Origin of the sequence: Legionella cherrii, from assembly GCF_900635815.1 — a bacterium.
Taxonomy (GTDB): domain Bacteria; phylum Pseudomonadota; class Gammaproteobacteria; order Legionellales; family Legionellaceae; genus Legionella; species Legionella cherrii.
On sequence record NZ_LR134173.1, the window covers coordinates 166,080 to 186,740 of the forward strand.

Below are 20,661 nucleotides of genomic sequence, written 5' to 3' on the forward strand. Positions count from 1 at the left end.
CACTTTTATAGAGAGCAAGGAGCTTATATGTCGAGGCCCATCAATGCACATAAATTTGTCGAGGCACCACAACTAACTTCCGATGAACAACATGAAATCAATCGGAAAATTGATTATGAAACCGCAAAATCATTTCACAGCATGGTTAAACTTGGCGCTTTCGCCAATATCTGCGGTGCCTTCCTTTATGTTCTTGCTATCTATAATACAACCCAACCTGTATTAATCATTTCTTGGTATAGTCTTTTGGTGATTGCCAACTTACTCAATGTATTATGGGCCCTACGCTTTGAATACAAACATATAAGCCGTAAAGAAATTCTTAAGTGTCGAAGAGGTTTTCTCTACATCGTCATTTTAATATGTCTGATATGGAGCAGCATTGGCATTGTGTTTATGGATGATGGAATGCATCAACAGATGACCACCATTATCTTTTTATCTGCGGTTTTGATTTGTTTTTCGTTCTCGACAGCAATTGATTTAACCATGGGAATTGCCAGCATTGTTTGTTTGCTTACCCCTACTATTTTATATCATTCTTATATAACCATCAGTGCATTTCATTCTCAAGCGGGCAATATCAGTATGTCAATTACTGGTTCATTTGTGATACTTGGAATCTTTATGCTCATTGCCTGCTTTGTAGCCAATAGAATCATTTTAAAATTATTTCGTTTGGGTTATGAAAATGCTTTACTGAGCCATAAACTGGAAAACTTGAATGCTCTTTTGGAACAACGGGTCAAAGAACGCACTGAAGCGTTAGAAAAATCATTAAAATTAGTCACCTACCAGGCGACGCATGATTTATTAACCGATTTACCTAATGAACGTTTTCTTTATGAACACATAAATAATGTAGCCGAAAGAGCCGTTAAAGATCATCACAAATTTGCCATTGCCTGCTTTTCATTAAACAATATGATGAAAATTAATGACAGTATCGGTCATCACGCATCCGCCACCATTATTCATCGTATTGCCCAACGGTTTAGTCAACTTGCAGAAAAGAACTCCAAATATTTCTTTTCATTATTACGTAAAGATGTATTTGTTATTCTAATTGATCCCATCATCGACATTCTGGAAATAGAAGAATGTACTCAGGATTTATTTATTGTATTAGATAATCCTGTCTATGTAGCACAACAAGAATTGAATTTAACCGCAAGTATTGGTATCAGTGTATTTCCCGATGATGGCCGGGATGTAGACACACTGATTACACATGCAGAAGCGGCACGCACCCTTGCCACAGAGCGCGGAGGCAATAGTGTTCGTGTTTATAATACGATAATAACCGCCGATGCTACGAGACAATTAAACATTGAAAATCAACTCTATCGGGCGATTGAAAACAATGAATTAATCCTAAATTACCAGCCATTCATTGACTTACGAACCGGGACTATTTGTGGTGCAGAAGCCTTAGTGCGCTGGAATAATCCCGTGTTAGGATTGCTTTCCCCAATGGAGTTTATCCCCTTAGCAGAAACAAACGGCATGATTCTTCCCATTGGTGAATGGGTATTAAGCACTGCTTGCCAACAATTGAAAAAATGGCATAACAGTGGATTTAAATTGATTATGTCCGTTAATTTGTCAGCGAAACAGTTAGTACAACATGATCTGGTCGAGCATATTGCACAAATTTTAGCTGATCTGAAACTTTCTCCCAAGTACCTTGAGTTAGAACTCACGGAGTCGAATGCATTTCAAAATGAAGCCATTCCAATTATTAATAAATTTACGGAAATGGGTATTTCCCTGGCCATTGATGACTTTGGTACAGGTTACTCAGAGTTTGGTAATCTTAAGCTCTTTAAAGTCAATAAAATAAAAATTGATAAAACATTTATTCAAGATATTGACGTGAGTATTGATAGTAGAAACATCGTAAGCAATACCATTGCCTTGGCACATAGGATGAATATTGATTGCTTGGCAGAAGGAGTAGAAACCCTAGAGCAAATTAAATTCTTAAAAGAAAATGGATGTTACATCATGCAAGGTTATTACTTCAGTCAACCGCTGGATGTCAAAGAGTTTTCCGAGTTTTTAAAAACGCACTCCAAAAATAACTACGAGGCACTAACGAATTGGTGAAGCCAGTGCATCCCATCACTTCTGAAAAATCTCGTAGCCTGACTGCAGCAGGTTGGGCCTCAGCCCAACACTTTCTCTAAACGCAAATCTATTTTCGAGTTTTGTTGGGCCAGAGCCCAAACTTCAGATACTACACCCAGGTTACAACATCATCCCTCAATATAAAGATGACATTAACTAAGAGTATTGATAGCATGATGCAAGTTCAGATAATCGATTTAGCAAAATGGAAGTTGCATATGCAAAATATTATTAATCGAGTACAGAAGCGAGCTCAAAAACATCCTCAATCTGAAGCAGTTCTCTATTTAGAAGATGGAAAACATCCGACTGCAAGTCTCACTTTTGGCGCGTTGGATCATCAAGCCAGAATGATTGCCGCCCATTTACAAACCCAACAGATGAAGGGCAATCGTGTAGTCCTTCTTTACCCTACAGGGATTGAATTTATAGTCAGTTTGATAGGATGTTGGTATGCAGGTGTCATTGCTGTGCCAGTACCCTGCCCTAAAATCGATGAATTTGCCAAATACGAAGATTTTCTGAACAGCATAGCTGACGATGCGGATATTGCTGCCGTTTTAAGCCTCGATCAATTTCGTTCCAGTATTAAGACGACTCTAAAGAAAAAAGTACCTGTATTTGCCACGGATAGGCTAAAAAACAAACCGGCTAACGATTATCAAGCCCTTCATATCACTGAGGATACCATCGCCTATTTACAATATACCTCAGGGTCAACCTCTACTCCTAAAGCAGCAATAATCACCCATGGTAATTTACAACATAGTTTGCAAGAAACCCTTAAAGTTTGGCATTACACCAAGAAAAGTATCACCTTAACCTGGGCTCCCCATACCCATGTTTACGGATTGGTATGTGGGATTCTAGTACCTCTATATCATGGCACACTGGCCATTATTATGCCGCCTTCAGCCTTTATTAATAAGCCGCTTACTTGGTTATCTGCCATTTCAACCTACCGTGTCACCCATAGCGGTTGTCCCAATTTTGGTTATGATATTTGCGTGCGCGACATTCAGGATGAAGAGCTTGCCTCGCTTAATTTAAAACATTGGAACGTAGCAATTAATGGTGGCGATATGGTTCAATATCAAACCCTTACTCGTTTCGCCGCAAAATTCAAAGTATGTGGTTTTGAGTTAAAACAATTCTGTTCAGCCTACGGGATGTCCGAATTATCGGGAGCAATTGCCGTAACGTCTTTTGGCTGTGAACCCCGCTCGTTACCACTGCAAGAGCATGCACAACGACAATTGGTCAGTAGCGGCAAATTATTACCAGGACTGCAGGCCATTGTTGTTCACCCTCAAACGAAACAGCCTGTCGCTCACGGAGAAACCGGTGAAATCTGGTTATCAGGCAAATCGCTGGCTGAAGGCTATTGGCGACGTCCTGAGGAAACACAAGAGGTATTTCATGCGACCGTATCTGGCGGTGATTTACCCTATTTCAAAACCGGAGATTTGGGATTTATCTTTGACGATGAAATTTATTTAACTGGACGGTTAAAAGAAGTCATCGTCGTTTATGGCAAAAAATATTATCCTCTTGACTTGGAAGCTACCGTCGCCAATGCACTAACCCCATTCCAGATCAAACTCCCCCAAGTGGTCTTTTCTACAGAAATTAAAGGTAAAGAAAAAATTATCGTAGTTCAGGAATTGTCGGAAGAGACAGATAAGTCGCTCTATCCTGAGATCAAAAACACAATTCGTCATGCGATCACCAAACATCACGGGCTGGATGTTCATGAAGTCCTGTTAAGCCCAAAGGGGGCAATTCCCAAAACCGGAAGTGGCAAATTACAACGAAAGAAAGCCGAATTACTCTTTAATGAACAAAGTATTGCGGTATTAATACAAAATGAGCCCATAAAGGCCATAACCAAGCAAAATGAAGCGCATAGTAAAAACCTATTCATCACGCTGATCGCTAAAGTATTAAACAAAGAGGCGCAAGAAATCGACTTGCATGCACCATTAAGCCATTATTCCTTTGACTCGATTAATATCATTCAGCTCACCAGTGTTCTTAATGAAACCTATCAACTCGCCATTTCTCCTGCAGCTTTGTATGAATACGCCACTTTAGCAGAGTTTTATACCGAATTATTGGAAGCAAAAACGGTTTTAGCCGATCCTGAAGAGGAACAGCAACCCTCCACTAGAGATCTTAGTCAAAAGGACATCGCCATCATAGGAATGAGCGGTATTTTTCCACAAGCACCTGATGTGGATACCTTTTGGGATAATTTATGTCAAGGGAAAGATTGCATCAGTGAGGTCCCTTTATCTCGCTGGAACTGGCATGATTTAACCGTGAGGTGGGGTGGTTTTATTGAACAGGTCGATCAATTTGATGCGGCATTTTTTAATATTTCAGCTCACGAAGCAGAACTTATTGATCCGCAACAACGATTATTTTTGCAGATCGCCTGGAAAACAATTGAAGACGCTGGATATACTCCTTCATCCCTTGCGGTATTGAAAACAGGATTATTTGTAGGGGTATTTAATCATGATTATGCTGAGTTATTGCAAAAAAATGAGGTTATGGATGCCTATCTGACTACCGGTACGATGCACAGTATGATTGCAAATCGTATTTCCTACATTTTAAATTTGCGCGGACCCAGTGAGGCAATTGATACCGCATGTTCGAGCTCCTTAGTGGCCATTCACCAAGCAGTGCACGCTATTTTGCAAGGCGATTGTGAGCTGGCAATTGCAGGAGGAGTGAATACGTTAATTACCCCTACCTCTTTTATTGCAGCTCAGCAGGCAGGGATGCTCAGTGACGATGGACGTTGCAAAACGTTTGATAAAAACGCCAATGGTTATGTTCGTGGCGAAGGGGCAGGTGCCATTTTATTAAAAAAATTATCGCAGGCATTGCAAGATGGGGATCATATCTATGGAGTAATTAAAGGCACAGCGGTGAATCACGGAGGACATGTGAATACCCTCACTGCACCTAATCCCAATGCCCAAGCAGAAGTCATTATTTCAGCATGCCAGCGGGCGCAAGTACCCATTGACAGCATTCAATACATTGAAACCCATGGCACCGGTACACCACTAGGTGATCCCATTGAAATTAACGGCTTAAAAAAAGCATTTCAATACTTGGCCTTAGAGCAAAACATTGACTCTTTGCCACAACACTACTGTGGATTAGGAGCAGTGAAAACTCATATTGGTCATTTGGAATCTGCAGCCGGAATCGCGGGGATTATAAAAACTTTATTAGCCATGCAGCATGAAAAGCTACCGGCTAATTTACATTTAAATGAATTAAATCCTTACATCGAACTTGAGAACAGTCCATTTTATCTCGTTGATAGACCCACTCAATGGTCAAAAGTCCCGGGTAAAACCAGAAGGGCGGGAGTGAGCTCCTTTGGTTTTGGGGGAGCGAACGCGCATATTATTCTTGAGGAACCTCCCGAACGAACACCCGTTTCACCTCCTAAGCATCCTGTACACCTTATTTGCTTATCAGCAATGACTCTCAATGGATTGCAGCAACGGATAATTGATCTGCTCAATTGGTTGGAGAACCCAAAGAATTTACCCACTCTGCCAGCACTCAGTTATACTTTAAATGCCGGGAGACAACATTTTAGCAAACGTTTTTGCGTGATGGTGAAAACCATTGCGGAATTAAAGAAACAATTAAGGTCTATTTTATCCAGCCAGGACATCCAAGCGCACTTACTTGATTATGAATTATCCAATACCAATCATCAACCTGCTGATTTAACGCAACTATGCCACGACTACCTCAAAGGCAAATCCATTGATTGGCGCGCCCTCTACGGTGAGTATCAGGAAAAAATATCGCTTCCCAGCTATCCTTTCGCCAAAGAATCGCATTGGGTCGATATCAAAAATAATGCACATCACCCGCATACCTTGATTGATGAGAATATTTCTACCTTCTCCTCGTCTGCTTTTAGTAAACGATTTACTGGAAATGAATTTTATTTGCGCGATCACTTGATTAACAAAGAATCAGTCTTGCCCGGTGCGGTGTGTTTGGAAATGGTTCGCATTGCCGCCAATATGGCGGCGAAAAATCAGCAAGTGACGACTCTAAGCCAAATCATTTGGGAAAGGCCAATAAAAAATCCGGATTTGGCCACCCCACTGCATGTCGTTTTATTTCCGGAAACGGATACTGTCTCATTTTCCATTACTGACCAAGACGAAGCAGTTTCTTATGTGCGTGGAATGATTCATTATACGGATAATTCTTCCGATGCCCCGCCCTACTCAATTGAGCTACACGAATTAAAATCGACATTGCCTTATACTCAAGATCCCAAAGTCATTTACAACTATTTTAATCATGCAGGGATAACCTACGGCCCCAGTTTTCAAGTCATTCAAAGCATACATTTTGATGAGCATCATCTTTTAGCTGAAATTGCTTTGCCTGCAAACCTGGCGACTCAACATCATGAGTTAGTACTACATCCCTGTTTATTGGATGGAATCTTACAAACTACCCAGGTACTGCTTAAAAATCATGAAGTGCTTTATCTACCCTTTTCTATTGAGCAAGTAGATATTTATAAGCCGCTGCCAAATCGCTGTTATGTACATGCGAACCAGATTTCGACGGCAGACCGTCAGCATATGCCGACATTTAATATTCAAGTCACAGATGCTGAAGGAGCTCTCTTATTAGTCATTACTGGATTTAGCTTATATCCAGTGCATGAACCTGCAGCCACGGTAGCTTATTATACCCCTCAATGGATTCCCCAGCCTGCGCAAGGAGCAACCCGAAAACATCCAGACTCCATTCTGATTTTAGGCCATAACGAACAATCAGTGCTCGCAATAAGGGCCCAATTCACCGATCGCACTGTCTCGTACCAACTCCTAAAAGAACCTTCTCATTTAAATATCAACATTGATGTACTGAGCGAGTGTATTATTATTGATCTGGAAGAACTCCATAGTGAGTCTCTTTCAACGACAGAAATTCAAGAAAAAATTGAGCAAACCTATTATCTGGTCCATGCTGTAGTAAACCAAATCAGTAAATTAAAACCCAAACAGCCCATACAATTAGTGGGTATCGTTAAAAATCCCTCCATTTTTTCGCGGGCATTGGATGGATTTGCAAAGTGCCTGCATCAAGAACAATCCAACATCTCGTGTCGCTTAATTGAATTACATGATCTTAGCCTACTGACCAATGAATTAACTCAAAATGAGATTTATGTCCGCTATGAGAAACAGAATCAGCGATATATCAGAGATTATGTCCCGCTCCCTTCACTAAAAGAAACACCGCCAAAACTCAAGAAATCCGGTGTTTATTTAATTACTGGCGGCATGGGCGGGCTGGGCTATTTATTTGCTACGTATTTGGCCAAACATTATCAAGCCAAAATGGTATTAACAGGTCGTTCCCCGCTGTCTGAACTACATCAAAAAAGAATCGCAGAACTGGAACAGAACGGCGCCTCGGTAGCTTATATATCAGCAGATGTATCGTCCTACGAAGAAGTGCACACACTGATTCAAATCATTAAAGAACGCTTTGGTGCAATAAATGGCATTATTCATGCTGCAGGACTGACTCAAGACGGATTGATTGTCAATAAAACACTACCTGAAATAGAAAAGGTTGTCGCCCCCAAAATTTTTGGTGCCTGCAATTTGCATACGGCAACATGTACAGAACCTTTAGATTTTTTCATTCTCTTTTCATCCGCCGCAGCAGTGTTTGGAAATTTAGGACAAAGTGACTATGCCTATGCCAATTGTTTTCTTGATGAATTTGCCTACACACGGGAGCAACAAAGAGCTCAGGGGCACTGTAATGGACATACTCTTTCAATTAATTGGCCGCTTTGGGAAGAAGGAGGTTTACAGATTGCTCCCGAATATCAACGGGAGCTTGAGCATGCTTTAGGTGTTCTGAGTTTATCCACTGAGCAAGGATTGAGTGCTTTCGTGCACGCGTTACAGCACTCTGGTGCAAATTTTATTGTTCTTCCAGGCTATCAGCAAAAACTCAGGCATGCACTGCAAAAAAATTCCATGGTGAGGCAATCCATCACTTCTTCCAAAGGCGTAATGCCCAATTTACGTGAACAAGCTGAAGCGTTTTTAAAGAATATACTCGCTGAGACCTTAAAGTGTTCACCAGAACGTATTGATGGAGATACGCCTTTCGAACAGTACGGCATCGACTCCTTAATGATTATTCAACTTAATCAACGCTTGGCCAAAGAGTTCACTGCATTACCCAAAACCTTATTTTTTGAATGCCAGACCATGGCCGACTTAACTGAATACTTCATGGAGCATTACCCCCATGAATTGATTCAACATTTATCTCATGCGCCATTGTTCTCCCCGTACGGAGAGGGAATTGCCCCCGATCAAGCACCAATATCAACTCAGAAATGGTCGGAAATGACTGAGTCCCCTCACTCAACCACAGCGCCCCAAAGCTTAATGACCGCACCAAGACGACTTAATTCGAGGAAAAATATCTCAAAATCACAGGATATCGCGATTATTGGGATCAGTGGACGCTATCCTGGGGCGCAGGATTTAACAGAATTTTGGCACAATCTGTATGCAGGAAAAGACTGTATTACCGAAATTCCTCAGGACCGCTGGGCTTTAGCAGATTATTTTGATGCCAATCCGGACCGCCCAGGTAAAATGTACAGTAAATGGGGTGGTTTTTTAAAGGATGTGGATCAATTTGACCCCCTCTTTTTTAATATTTCCCCACGTGAAGCGGCCCTCATGGATCCACAGGAACGTTTATTTTTAGAAACCGCATGGAAAACCATAGAAGATGCCGGCTATGCTCGGGAAGCCTTAGTTAGGAAAAAAATTGGGGTCTATGTTGGTGTGATGTATGGCCAATATCAGTTGTTTGCCCATGATTCATCATCCTCCGGTCAGTTTGTCCCGACAAATTCGGTGTTTGCTTCTATTGCTAATCGGGTTTCTTATTTTTTTGATTTTCATGGTCCGAGTATTGCGCTGGATACCATGTGCTCTTCTTCGCTTACTGCCATCCATTTAGCTTGTCAAAGCATTCATGAGGACGAATGCGAGATGGCACTTGCTGGTGGGGTGAATCTATCACTGCATCCCAATAAATACCTTTTGCTAAGTCATGGAAAGTTTTTAGCAAGTGACGGACATTGCCGCAGCTTTGGTGAAGGCGGCGATGGTTATGTTCCTGGCGAAGCCGTAGGGGCAGTCTTGCTCAAACCCCTAGATAAAGCACTCGAAGATGGCGACCTTATTTACGCGGTAATTAAGGGAAGTCATCTTAATCATGGTGGCAAAACCAACGGTTACACAGTACCCAACCCCAATGTTCAAGCCGAGTTACTTGCAGAAACCTACCGACAAGCCAAGGTTGACCCAGCACATGTCAGTTATATCGAAGCACATGGCACAGGAACTTCGCTGGGCGACCCTATTGAAATTGCCGGATTAAATAAAGTATTCGGTCAATCCATGCAACACCAATGTGCTCTTGGTTCAGTCAAATCGAATATCGGACATTGTGAGTCTGCCGCAGGGATTGCTGCAGTCACCAAAGTAGTCTTGCAACTACAACACCGTACTTTAGTCCCTTCGCTTTTCTCAACCAACTTGAATGCCAACATCGACTGGTCGCTCACCCCATTTAGGGTGCAGCAAACCGTCAGTGAGTGGAAACAACCCATACCCACTATGCCGCGAATTGCGGGGATCAGCTCTTTTGGTGCTGGAGGTTCTAATGCCCATTTGATTTTGTCTGAAGCACCAGAGGTATTTTCTTCTTCGACAAGGAACAAATCACATTATTTGCTCACGCTATCGGCCAAAACCGAATTCGCCTTAAATCAACGTCTCGATGATTTATTGGCATGGCTTGAGCAAAATCCATCAGCACAGCTAGAACAGGTTAGTTACACCTTAAATGCAGGCAGAAGTCATTTTGAGTATCGTTGCGCCATGGTCGCAAGCTCGCTTGATGAGGTAATCAGTTTAATTCAACAATTTAAAGCAGGACAAAATCCGACTCACTTGTTGATCCAGCAACATGCAGGCAATACCTTTGAAAACCGCCTTATCAACACAACGCTTTTGCCTTTAGTAATGCAGCAATTGTCACAAGCCGCTCAATATCAAGAGGCTTTGCTGGCACTGGCAAAATTTTATGTAGAAGGCCAAAATCTGGATTGGCAGCAAATCCATACAGGTGAATCCAGGAAAAAACTATCCTTACCCACCTATCCTTTTGCCAAAGAACGTTATTGGTATTCTGATGAGGAGCAACATACTTCTGCTCAAGAAAAGCCAATCAACGGGACATTCACCCCAAATGGGCTTTCGGATAAAGTAAATTCTTTTCTGATACGAGAAGTAACTCAAATATTGAAATTGACCCAACACCGAATTGCCATAGAAAAAAATCTTGGTGATTACGGCATGGATTCAGTGCATTTTATTGAATTGGCCAAAAAGATTACGGAGCACTACGCGATAGAATTCACCCCTGCGGTTTTCTTTACTCACAGCAGCATCTCATCAATCAGCCAATATCTTATCAATCAATTTCCAGAGGCAGTGGCACCAACACACCATGAGGTGACCCAACTGCGCGTCAATACTCATCCAGTAAAATCGAGACGGATAGTAACCGATGAGGCGGATTCGATTGCGATTATAGGGATGCAAGGAATTTTCCCTCAAGCAGATGACCTAAGCTCATTTTGGCAGCATTTGGTAGATGGGCATGATTTAGTGACGGAGATCCCTGCAGAACGCTGGGACTGGCGTGATCATTACGGCATTGAAGCCAATCAAAGTAACTCCAAATGGGGTGCTTTTATCAACAATTTCGATCAATTCGACGCAGGCTTCTTTAATATTTCAGCCCGTGAAGCAAATCTTATGGATCCACAACAACGACTTTTTTTGGAAATCGCATGGAAAGTCATTGAAGACGCAGGCTATGATCCCTTTGCATTATCCTCACAGAACATTGGGGTTTTTGCCGGAGTAGAGTTTAGTGAATATCAAACGTTAATTGCCAAACAACAAAAAGAACATCATGGATTTATCGCTACAGGCAACTCGCATAGCATGATCGCCAATCGTGTTTCCTACTTTTTTAATTTCCAAGGTCCAAGTGAGTCCATTGATACGGCCTGTTCCAGTGCGCTGGTTGCGATACATCGCGCGGTACAAGCCATTCGCCATGGTGAATGCGATATGGCAATTGCCGGCGGCGTAAGCCTTATATTAAGCCCAGATACCCTAGTAGTTACCAGCCAATTAGGTGCCTTATCTGCAGATGGACGTTGCAAGACTTTTGATAAGGCGGCCAATGGCTATGTCAAAGGGGAAGGCGTAGCCGGGCTTTTACTAAAGCCTTTAAAGCAAGCGCAACAAGATGGGGATCATATCTATGGGGTCATTAAAGCCTCCGCAGTCAACCATGGCGGCAAAGCGCAATCTCTGACAGCACCGAATGCTGCCGCACAAAGTGAGTTATTGATTCGTGCTTACACACAAGCCAATTTTAATCCAGACACGGTGACCTACATTGAAACTCATGGTACAGGAACCGCTTTAGGTGATCCGGTAGAGATCGAAGGATTGAAACGTGCGTTTACCACCCTACTTACATCTGAAATCAAACCGAACTCAATTGCTTTAGGTTCTGTAAAAACCAATATCGGCCATTTAGAACCCGCCTCAGGAATAGCGGGAGTCATCAAGTTGATTATGGCCATGACCCATGAAACTCTACCCGGAATTTTGCATTTAAATGAATTAAATCCTTACATCAATTTAGCCAATACCCCCTTCTACATTGCTAAAGAGACACAAACCTGGCGCCGCATCAAAAATAAAACAGGAGATGATATTCCATTGCGTGCAGGGGTTAGCTCTTTTGGATTTGGTGGCACCAATGCACATATTGTTCTTGAAGAAGGTCGCCCCCACCAGACCATCGTTGAGCTCCATCCAACAAAACCCTATTATTTAATTGCACTTTCAGCCAAACACCAAGAGAGTTTGCAACAAAAAATAGAGGATCTCTACCAATGGCTCGAGCAAAATAAAGAAACGGTTTTCTTACCATCCCTGAGTTACACACTAAACGCTGGTCGTGCTCATTTTGTGTACCGTTGTGCTCTGGTAGTAGACTCTATTGATGCATTACTCCACGCGTTGACCTTGTTAATCCAACATGAAACTCCAGAATATTGCATGTTAAATGAAGGTCAAACTTTGACAATTCAGGGACCAGTATTCGATGAAGTATATCGAGCAGCAATTAAGGCGTTGCACCATCCAGACAATGCAGAGCAGTATCGCCACAAATTATTTATCCTGGCTGATCTCTATACGAAACATTATGTCATTGACTGGCAACAAGTCTATTTTGGAGAAAAAATATCGCGATTAGGTACTTTACCTCCTTACCCATTCATCAAGCAACGCTATTGGTATGACCAGGAATTAAATGCCACACCAACACCCGCAATCGTCACACCGGTAGTCAAACAAGCCATCCCAGCAGAAATGGATCTTTCCAGCCAGGTATTAACCTATTTACAGCACGTCTTTGCAGAAAAATTACGTACCGTACCTGAATGCATTCAAGTGGATGAAACCTATGAGGTTTATGGCGTTGACTCAATAATTGGCTTGGAAATTACCAATCGCTTGGAGAAAGACTTTGGCACCTTACCCAAAACATTACTCTATGAACGCAATCGATTAAATGATTTAGCCAAATTTTTCATAAAAAATCATAAAGAAAAATTGTCTGGTCTCGTGTCTGCACTCCATGCGGTACCCACAGCAATCCCAGAGGAAATAGAAACCGCGCACCCCATCACTATAACTCGTGAATGCCCAAGCCAATCATCGCGGGATATTGCAATTATTGGCTTAAACGGAACCTTTCCAATGGCCAACTCCATGGATGAGTTTTGGCATAATTTAAGCACAGGACGTGATTGTGTGGGCGAGGTGCCGGCTGAGCGCTGGAATTATAAAGAGTACCCTGTAGTGATCGGAGGTGAGGAACATTATTTCCCGCATGGAGGCTTCATACCTGATGTCGATAAATTTGATCCCTTATTTTTTAATATCTCCCCACGCGATGCTGGACTTATGGATCCACAAGAGCGTTTATTCATGCAGTCTGTGTGGTCTACTTTAGAAGATGCAGGTTATACGCGTGACAAATTAAAGCGTAAAGCAAACAATTCGGTCGGTGTCTTTGCTGGCGTGACGTATAATTTTTACCCACTGTTTATTGCAGAGGAGTGGCAAAAAGGAAATCGTGTGCCACTGGATATCCAATCGTTCTCCGTAGCCAACCGGATTTCCTACTTTCTTGATGTAAACGGTCCAAGCTTTGTGGTCGATACAGCCTGTTCATCCTCCTTGGCTGCAATCCATTTAGCGTGCGAGAGCCTGTTACGAGGTGATTGCAGAATGGCGATTGCCGGTGGCGTTAATTTATCTTTACATCCCAGTAAATACCACTTCCTAGGCAGTTTTAATTTTATGTCGGAACAAGGACGTTGTGCGAGCTTTGCTGAAGGAGGAACCGGATATGTACCCGCCGAAGGTGTTGGCTCGGTACTGCTGAAACCTTTGGCTGATGCAATTGCTGATAAAGATATGATTTATGGGATCATTAAAGGAAGCAGTATGAACCATGGGGGTAAAACCAGCGGTTATACTGTTCCTAATCCCAATGCGCAAGCAACGGTGATTCTCCAAGCCTTAAAAAAGGCACAAGTAGATGCTCGAACGGTATCCTATATCGAAGCACATGGTACAGGAACGGCCTTAGGAGACCCTATAGAAATTCGTGGTCTTCAAGATGCCTTTGAACATTTTACGGAAGACAAGCAATTTTGTGCGATAGGTTCAGTCAAATCGAATATTGGACATTTGGAGTCAGCCGCAGGTATATCTCAATTGGCCAAGGTCCTTTTACAAATGCGTCACCAAAAATTAGTACCTACGCTGCATAGTGCCCAATTGAACCCCTTTATCGATTTTCAAAACTCACCTTTTTACGTACAACAAGAGCTTAGCGATTGGCAGCCTGACCATAATCTACCGCGTCGTGCCGGAGTCAGTTCTTTTGGTGCGGGTGGCGCGAATATACATATGATCATTGAAGAATACCGACCACCAAGAAAACAGCAGAATACCGTAAATGGTCCGTATGTCTTCATACTATCTGCATTAAATGAGGAGCGATTGGCAGCAAAAATACAGCAAATGCACCACTATTTGTTACAACACTGCCCTACAGAAAATAAAGAATGGCTTCGAGATGCATGCTTTACGCTACAAACCGGACGAGAGCATATGACCGCACGATTCGCAGTGCTCGTCACCAGCAAAGACGAGTTGCTTACAGCCTTGGCGAATTATCCTCAGGGTAATGGTTCTAAGTTCTGGATAAATCCTAATGCACAAAGTAATCCCCAACCCGCAGCTCATTTAGCCGAATTAATCAGTAACGCCCACTATGAAGAATTAGCTCAACATTGGGTTAACGGAGCAAAAATAAATTGGGACCAATTATACACACACCAATCACCCAACATTATCTCCTTACCTACCTATCCCTTTACGAAACGACGCTGCTGGATACCCACTAAGGAAGTGGAAACACAACCCGTAGCATTAGCTCGCGTGCAACCAAGCATCCCTTCTGGAGTCTGCAATAGCGCAGAGATTGACGCCCAAGATTGGCTTTATAGGACCCAATGGGAGAAAAATCCTCAAGTCACTCAGACCGGATTGTCAAAAAATGAGGGAAAATGGTTGATTTTTTGTGATCAAGAATCAATTCCTGCATTGAGGCAGCAGTTTGCAGGCGGTATTTATTGTTTTGCAAGCACCCCAGGTGCAGCAACTCATCAGGATGAATACGCAATTAATGGTTTGCAAAAAGCAGATTATGAGCAATTATTTGCTACGATCCATGCATTGCACCAAGAACATTTACAGGGAGTTATTTACGTATGTTCTGCAGTAGCTCCTACTGAAACCTATACTAGAGGGGATACGACTCAAACATTGTTATACCTGCTCCAAGCCATGATTAAGCATTCTTGGCAGCATCAACTGACGTTTTGTCTTGCCTCACAATCAGCCCAACACGTGAATCCCCATGACTCCGTCAATATATGGCAACATCATCTTTGGTCCATGACCCGAATTTTTGCCGCCGAACAGGCAAAATACCAAGCGTTGCTGCTTGATTTGGAGAGGGATGCAGGGATGGAACAAAATGCCAAGATCCTGGCTCAAGAATTGTCTCATTACCAAGTGCAACAAAATCACGTTGCCTATCGAGCTGGGCAACGCTATACCATTCGTTTCATGCCTTATAAGATGCCACAAAATCATGAACAAGCACTCTCTTACACAACTCCTGTTGCTGCATTAATTACTGGCGGTTTAGGTGCGTTAGGTTATGAAATAGCAGAATCTATCCTAGCCCAAGGGACACGCTTTATCTTGCTTACTGGAACAACCGAATTGTCTGCTCAAACTGCAGAAAAAAATACCTGGCTCAAGCAACTAGAAGCTCGAGGGGCACAGGTTCGCTACGCGGCTGTCGATGTGGCTGACAAAGAACAAATGCAACAGGTGATTATGGATGCTGAAAAAACATGGCAGCAGCCCATTGATGGCGTTTTTCATTTGGCTGGAATCACTACGGATAATGTCACGATTGCGGATATGGATGAAGCCTTATGGAACAATGTATTACGCGTCAAAATACAAGGCTCATTGGTGTTGCATGAACTCTTTTTGCAAGCCCGATTGTCGTGCTTCGTGTTGTTTTCTTCCATTGCAGCAGTGCCTCATTTTGGTATGGCTGGGCTTAGTGCCTATGCCGTAGCCAATGAATTTATGAGTGGCCTTGCTTTATATCGTCGCAGTATGCAATTACCTGCATCCAGTATTAACTGGGTCGCCTGGTCGGAAAAAGGAATGAGTCACCGACATAATCATGATGCATTTTTAGATGCTGTAGGCATGGCGTCGCTAAGTATTAAGAATGGAGTTGCCCTATTTCATACCCTGCTCAGGCTTAATCTTGCTGAAATTACGGTGTGTCACATTCAATGGAAGAAATTCTTACACGTGAATCCCACAGCCAAACAACTGGATTTCTTTAACTATTTTGTTGCTGAGTATGCTGCAAACCCATCCATAGCGGTCGTTTCTACTTTAAACCCCGAGGAAATTACGGCATTAGTTCTGAATCTCTTTGCTAGCGTATTGGGATTGGACGTGGCTGAAATTGATCGGGAAACCCCTTTCCAGCAATACGGGATGGACTCCATTACCGGCATCGATTATACCGAGGCACTGGGTAAACATTTTCCCGATGTGGTCGCACCGATGGATTTATACCGCTACCCCACCCTAAATCAATTGACGAATTACATCATGCAACGAGTGCAAGTGAACTCCGAGTCCAATCCTGCTCCACTTTTTAGCGCTGCAGGAACCATTGATTTGGATCACTTAAACGCTGCACAACTCAATGAACTACTGGAATTGGAATTAAAAGAGCTAGAGCTGGCCTATGAATGATACCACTACTTTAAAAAAATCATTGTTAATGATTCAAAAGCTAAAAAAGCTTTTGCAGGAACAAAATGAAAAATCATTAGATCCCGTTGCAATTATAGGGATGAGCTGTCGTTTACCCGCAGCAAATACCCCTCAAGAATTTTGGGAATTATTATGCCAAGGTAAAAATGTCATTTCCCCAATCCCTAATGAACGTTGGGAGCTGCTAAAAGGAACTCGAGAACCTGAACAACGTGATGCCAATTTACCTTATTGGGGTGGTTACTTACAGCAGATTGAGGCGTTTGATGCATATTTTTTTGGCATTAGCCCCCGCGAAGCAATGCGCATGGACCCCCAACAACGTATTTTAATGGAGGTCGCTTATGAATCCCTTGAAGACGCTGGTTTAACTGTTGAAACCTTAGCTGGCTCCAATATGGGGGTTTTTTCCAGCTTATACGCAAGCCAGTTCAGTCATCTACAAAAGCTGGACTCAGATATGGATGCTTTGTTTATTCCTACTGGAAGTGCCATTAGTATGGCAGCCAATCGCTTATCGTATTTATTCGATTTGCGGGGGCCTAGCCTGGTATTAGATACTGCGTGCTCTTCTTCACTGATTGCTATTCAATTAGCATGCCTCAACTTACACGCAAAATTATGTGATACCGCCCTAGTCAGTGCAGTGAATATCAATTTATTACCCTCCATTCACTCGGTTTTAGCCAAAGCAACAATGCTCTCGCCTACTGGACAGTGCCATACTTTTGATGCAAAAGCAGATGGTTATGTGCAAGGAGAAGGAGCAGGATCCATTGTGCTCAAACCACTTTCTAAAGCATTAAAGGATAAAGACAAAATCTATGCCGTGATCACCGGGGGGGCAATAAACCAAGATGGCAAAACAAATGGTTTAACCGCTCCCAACGGTTTGCAACAAGAACAATTATTGCGTTCCGCATATCAAGCCGCCAAAACAGACCCTGCGCACATTGCCTATATCGAATGCCATGGAACAGGAACCTTTTTAGGCGATCCTATTGAAGTGCAGGCTTTGGGCGAAGTGATTGGCAAAAATCGTGATCCTGAAAAACCCTGCTGGATTAGCTCAGTCAAAACCAACGTAGGCCATCTGGAGCCTGCAGCAGGTGTTATCAGTGTGATTAAGGTGGCTTTAGCTTTAAAAAAAGGGTTGCTTCCCCCCCACCTTAATTTTGCAGAGGCAAACCCGCATATCCCTTTTGATCGTTATTCTTTGCGTATCCCGCATCAAACAGAACCATTACCTCGCTATGGTGATAAGTGCATTGCGGGAGTGAGTGGCTTTGGTTTTGGTGGCGCCAATGCCCATCTTGTACTCCAAGAACATTCTGTAAATGAGCAACCTGAATGCACGCAGGCCCTCACTCGTGATAAAGAATTATTTACCATTTCGGCAAAAGAACCCGCTGCATTATCTGCTTTGATTGAGCTTTGGTGTGATTTTTTAAAAAACAATCCAGAAACGAACCTGGCGCAACTCTGCTATAACCTCCATATCAAACGCTCTCATTACGTACATCGTCTCGCCATAATCAGCACTTCAATTGCGGATCTTCATCAAAAATTGGAAATTTTGCGTGCCGATCCTCACACGAAAAATAAACAGATATTTATCAATCATGAACTAAAAAAAACCAACAGCCCGCTGCAAATTGCCGAGTTTACAACTATAGACTTAGCGCTTTTAGCCAAAAACTATGTAAACCATGCGCAGGTTGATTGGAAAAAATTTGAAGCAGAACGAACTTATATGCCTTTGGATATGCCTTTTTACCCATGGCAGCGCAAAACTCATTGGCCAACTTTCGAGCAAACATCAACCAGCGAACATGGCAGTACCAGCCATCCAATGCGGGGAAAAGTCCTTTCTTCGCCCTTATCCGCAAGACAATTTGAGTTTGTCTTTGATACCAAAACAATGCCCGAGATTCAGGATACTTTTTATGTTTTGCATGCAGGCTATTATCTGGAAATGTTAGCGTATGCCTCCGCGCAACTCCAAACAACAGGATCCTTTAGCATACATCAACTTAATTATTTATCCCCTATATTAGTTCTGGATGGAAAAACAGTCTTGGTCCACTTAATCATCGAAAAGGATGAAAAAAATGCATTATCTTTTCGTTTTTTCAGCAGTGAAGGCAAAGAACATTGGATAGAACATGCAACTGGAACTTTAGCTCTGCATGCTCCCTCTCGCAACGAATTCGAAAAAGCCAAGCTCGAGCTAATGCAAGGACTTCCTGCCTCAGGAACTATGGAAACTTTTTACAACCGCATCACAGGGATGGGGATGCCCGCCGGTGATACCATTCGTTGGGCCCATCAATATTGGGCAAATAGCAATGAATTGTTTTGTGAATTACGCGAACCTAAAGCTGCAGAGCGGGGAAAACAATTTGTAACCCAAATGCATCCAGGAATCATCGATGCCTGCATTCAAACACTCTTTTTATTATTACCAGAACAATTGTCTAAACCCTATATTGCATCACATATGGGCACTATAGAATTGTATGGCTCAGCAGAAGACCAACGATACATTTACACTGTATTAAAAGAACTCCATCCAGAAGGGAAGCATATCATTGCGGACTGGTACTTGTTGGATAAAAACTATTGTGTGATTGCTCAATGCCATGATCTACGCATGACCCTACTCAACGATACCCTACAAATTAATCAAATTATGGAGATTCAGTCTCAATTCCAACTCGATTTATCTTTGCCTTATGAAACATGTAAACATCAATTGATTCATTACTTGACTGAACAATTCGCGATAATTTTTTCGATGCCACAACATGACATTAGCCCGTTCCAATCCTTGCATGAATTAGGGATGGATTCGCTAATGGCCTTAGCGGTAATCCGAATCATAGAAACCAATTTGAACGTTACTTATTCTGTACCACTGATGATGCAAGGGCCATCCATTAATGAGATTGCTGAGTATGTGTTATCAAGCCAATGGCTAGGTGCGACACTAGAGCCTACGCCACAAAACCGTTCAGAAAATCTGTGGATTACCAATCGAAAAATACAAGAAAATGCTCAAGTTCGCTTGTTTTGTTTTCCCTATGGCGGTGGTGGCGCCTCCATTTATCGTGAATGGCAGCAGGAGTTCCCCGATTTTATTGAAGTATGCCCGGTACAGTTGCCAGGTAGAGAAAATCGGATGGAAGAGCAACCCCTGGATAATCTGGATAACCTGATTTCTTTGTTGGCCCATCAACTGAATCCCCAATTTGATTTACCGTTTGCCTTTTTCGGCCATAGTTTTGGTTCACTGATTGGATTTGAGCTCACTCGGTATTTGCGTCGTCATCATCTCGCCACCCCGGTCCATCTTTTTGCATCAGCGTATCCTGATCCCCGGGTCCCATCCAAAAGTTTGAATAACCTGCTGGCAAAACTACAACACTTGAATATCAATTTATTTGCGTTAGATTCAGAACGAATAGGTGAATTAGACGAACAACAATTAACGACTTTATCCAGCGTGTTTCAAGAAAATGGTATTGTTGATTACAGTGATGAGCGAATGAACAAAAGCATTATTAAAGTATTATTACCCATTTTTATCGGTGATATGAACATGGTAAAAAGTTATGCTTATCGCGATGAATTACCTTTAAAATTGGATTCCACTATATTTTTAGGGACACACGATGCCTGGGTCGCTCCCGAAGATCATTTTGGATGGAGCAATCACTTCTTGAAACCCTGTGAATTTCAACAATTTGATAGCGGGCATCTGTTTATAAGAGAAAAAGAAATAAGATCGAAAGTCATTCAAAAAATTACCGAAAAGCTCTCGTGTTTTAATACGGCAGAATGTGAGATCTAATGGCCTGAGTTGCTT

3 protein-coding genes are annotated in these 20,661 nt (G+C 42.4%); all 3 read left to right on the forward strand.

Features of this window, described 5'->3' with window-relative positions:
* Positions 1-27 precede the first annotated feature (27 nt).
* Complete coding sequence (locus EL022_RS00730; RefSeq protein ID WP_028380817.1) at positions 28-2,109, forward strand: putative bifunctional diguanylate cyclase/phosphodiesterase; 2,082 nt, start codon at positions 28-30, stop codon at positions 2,107-2,109.
* A gap of 194 nt (positions 2,110-2,303) precedes the next feature.
* Positions 2,304-16,772: an SDR family NAD(P)-dependent oxidoreductase gene (locus tag EL022_RS00735; RefSeq protein WP_241972220.1), complete on the forward strand. Its 14,469-nt coding sequence runs from the start codon at positions 2,304-2,306 to the stop codon at positions 16,770-16,772.
* Entirely contained in the window at positions 16,765-20,646 is a 3,882-nt protein-coding gene (locus EL022_RS00740) for a beta-ketoacyl synthase N-terminal-like domain-containing protein (RefSeq protein ID WP_028380815.1), read from the forward strand. The genes EL022_RS00735 and EL022_RS00740 overlap by 8 nt, the downstream gene beginning before the upstream one ends.
* Positions 20,647-20,661 lie beyond the last annotated feature (15 nt).

Coding starts and splice junctions, on each gene's coding strand:
- EL022_RS00730 (WP_028380817.1), top strand. CDS start 28: ATGTCGAGGCCCATCAATGCACATAAATTTGTCGAGGCACCACAACTA.
- EL022_RS00735 (WP_241972220.1), top strand. CDS start 2,304: ATGATGCAAGTTCAGATAATCGATTTAGCAAAATGGAAGTTGCATATG.
- EL022_RS00740 (WP_028380815.1), top strand. CDS start 16,765: ATGAATGATACCACTACTTTAAAAAAATCATTGTTAATGATTCAAAAG.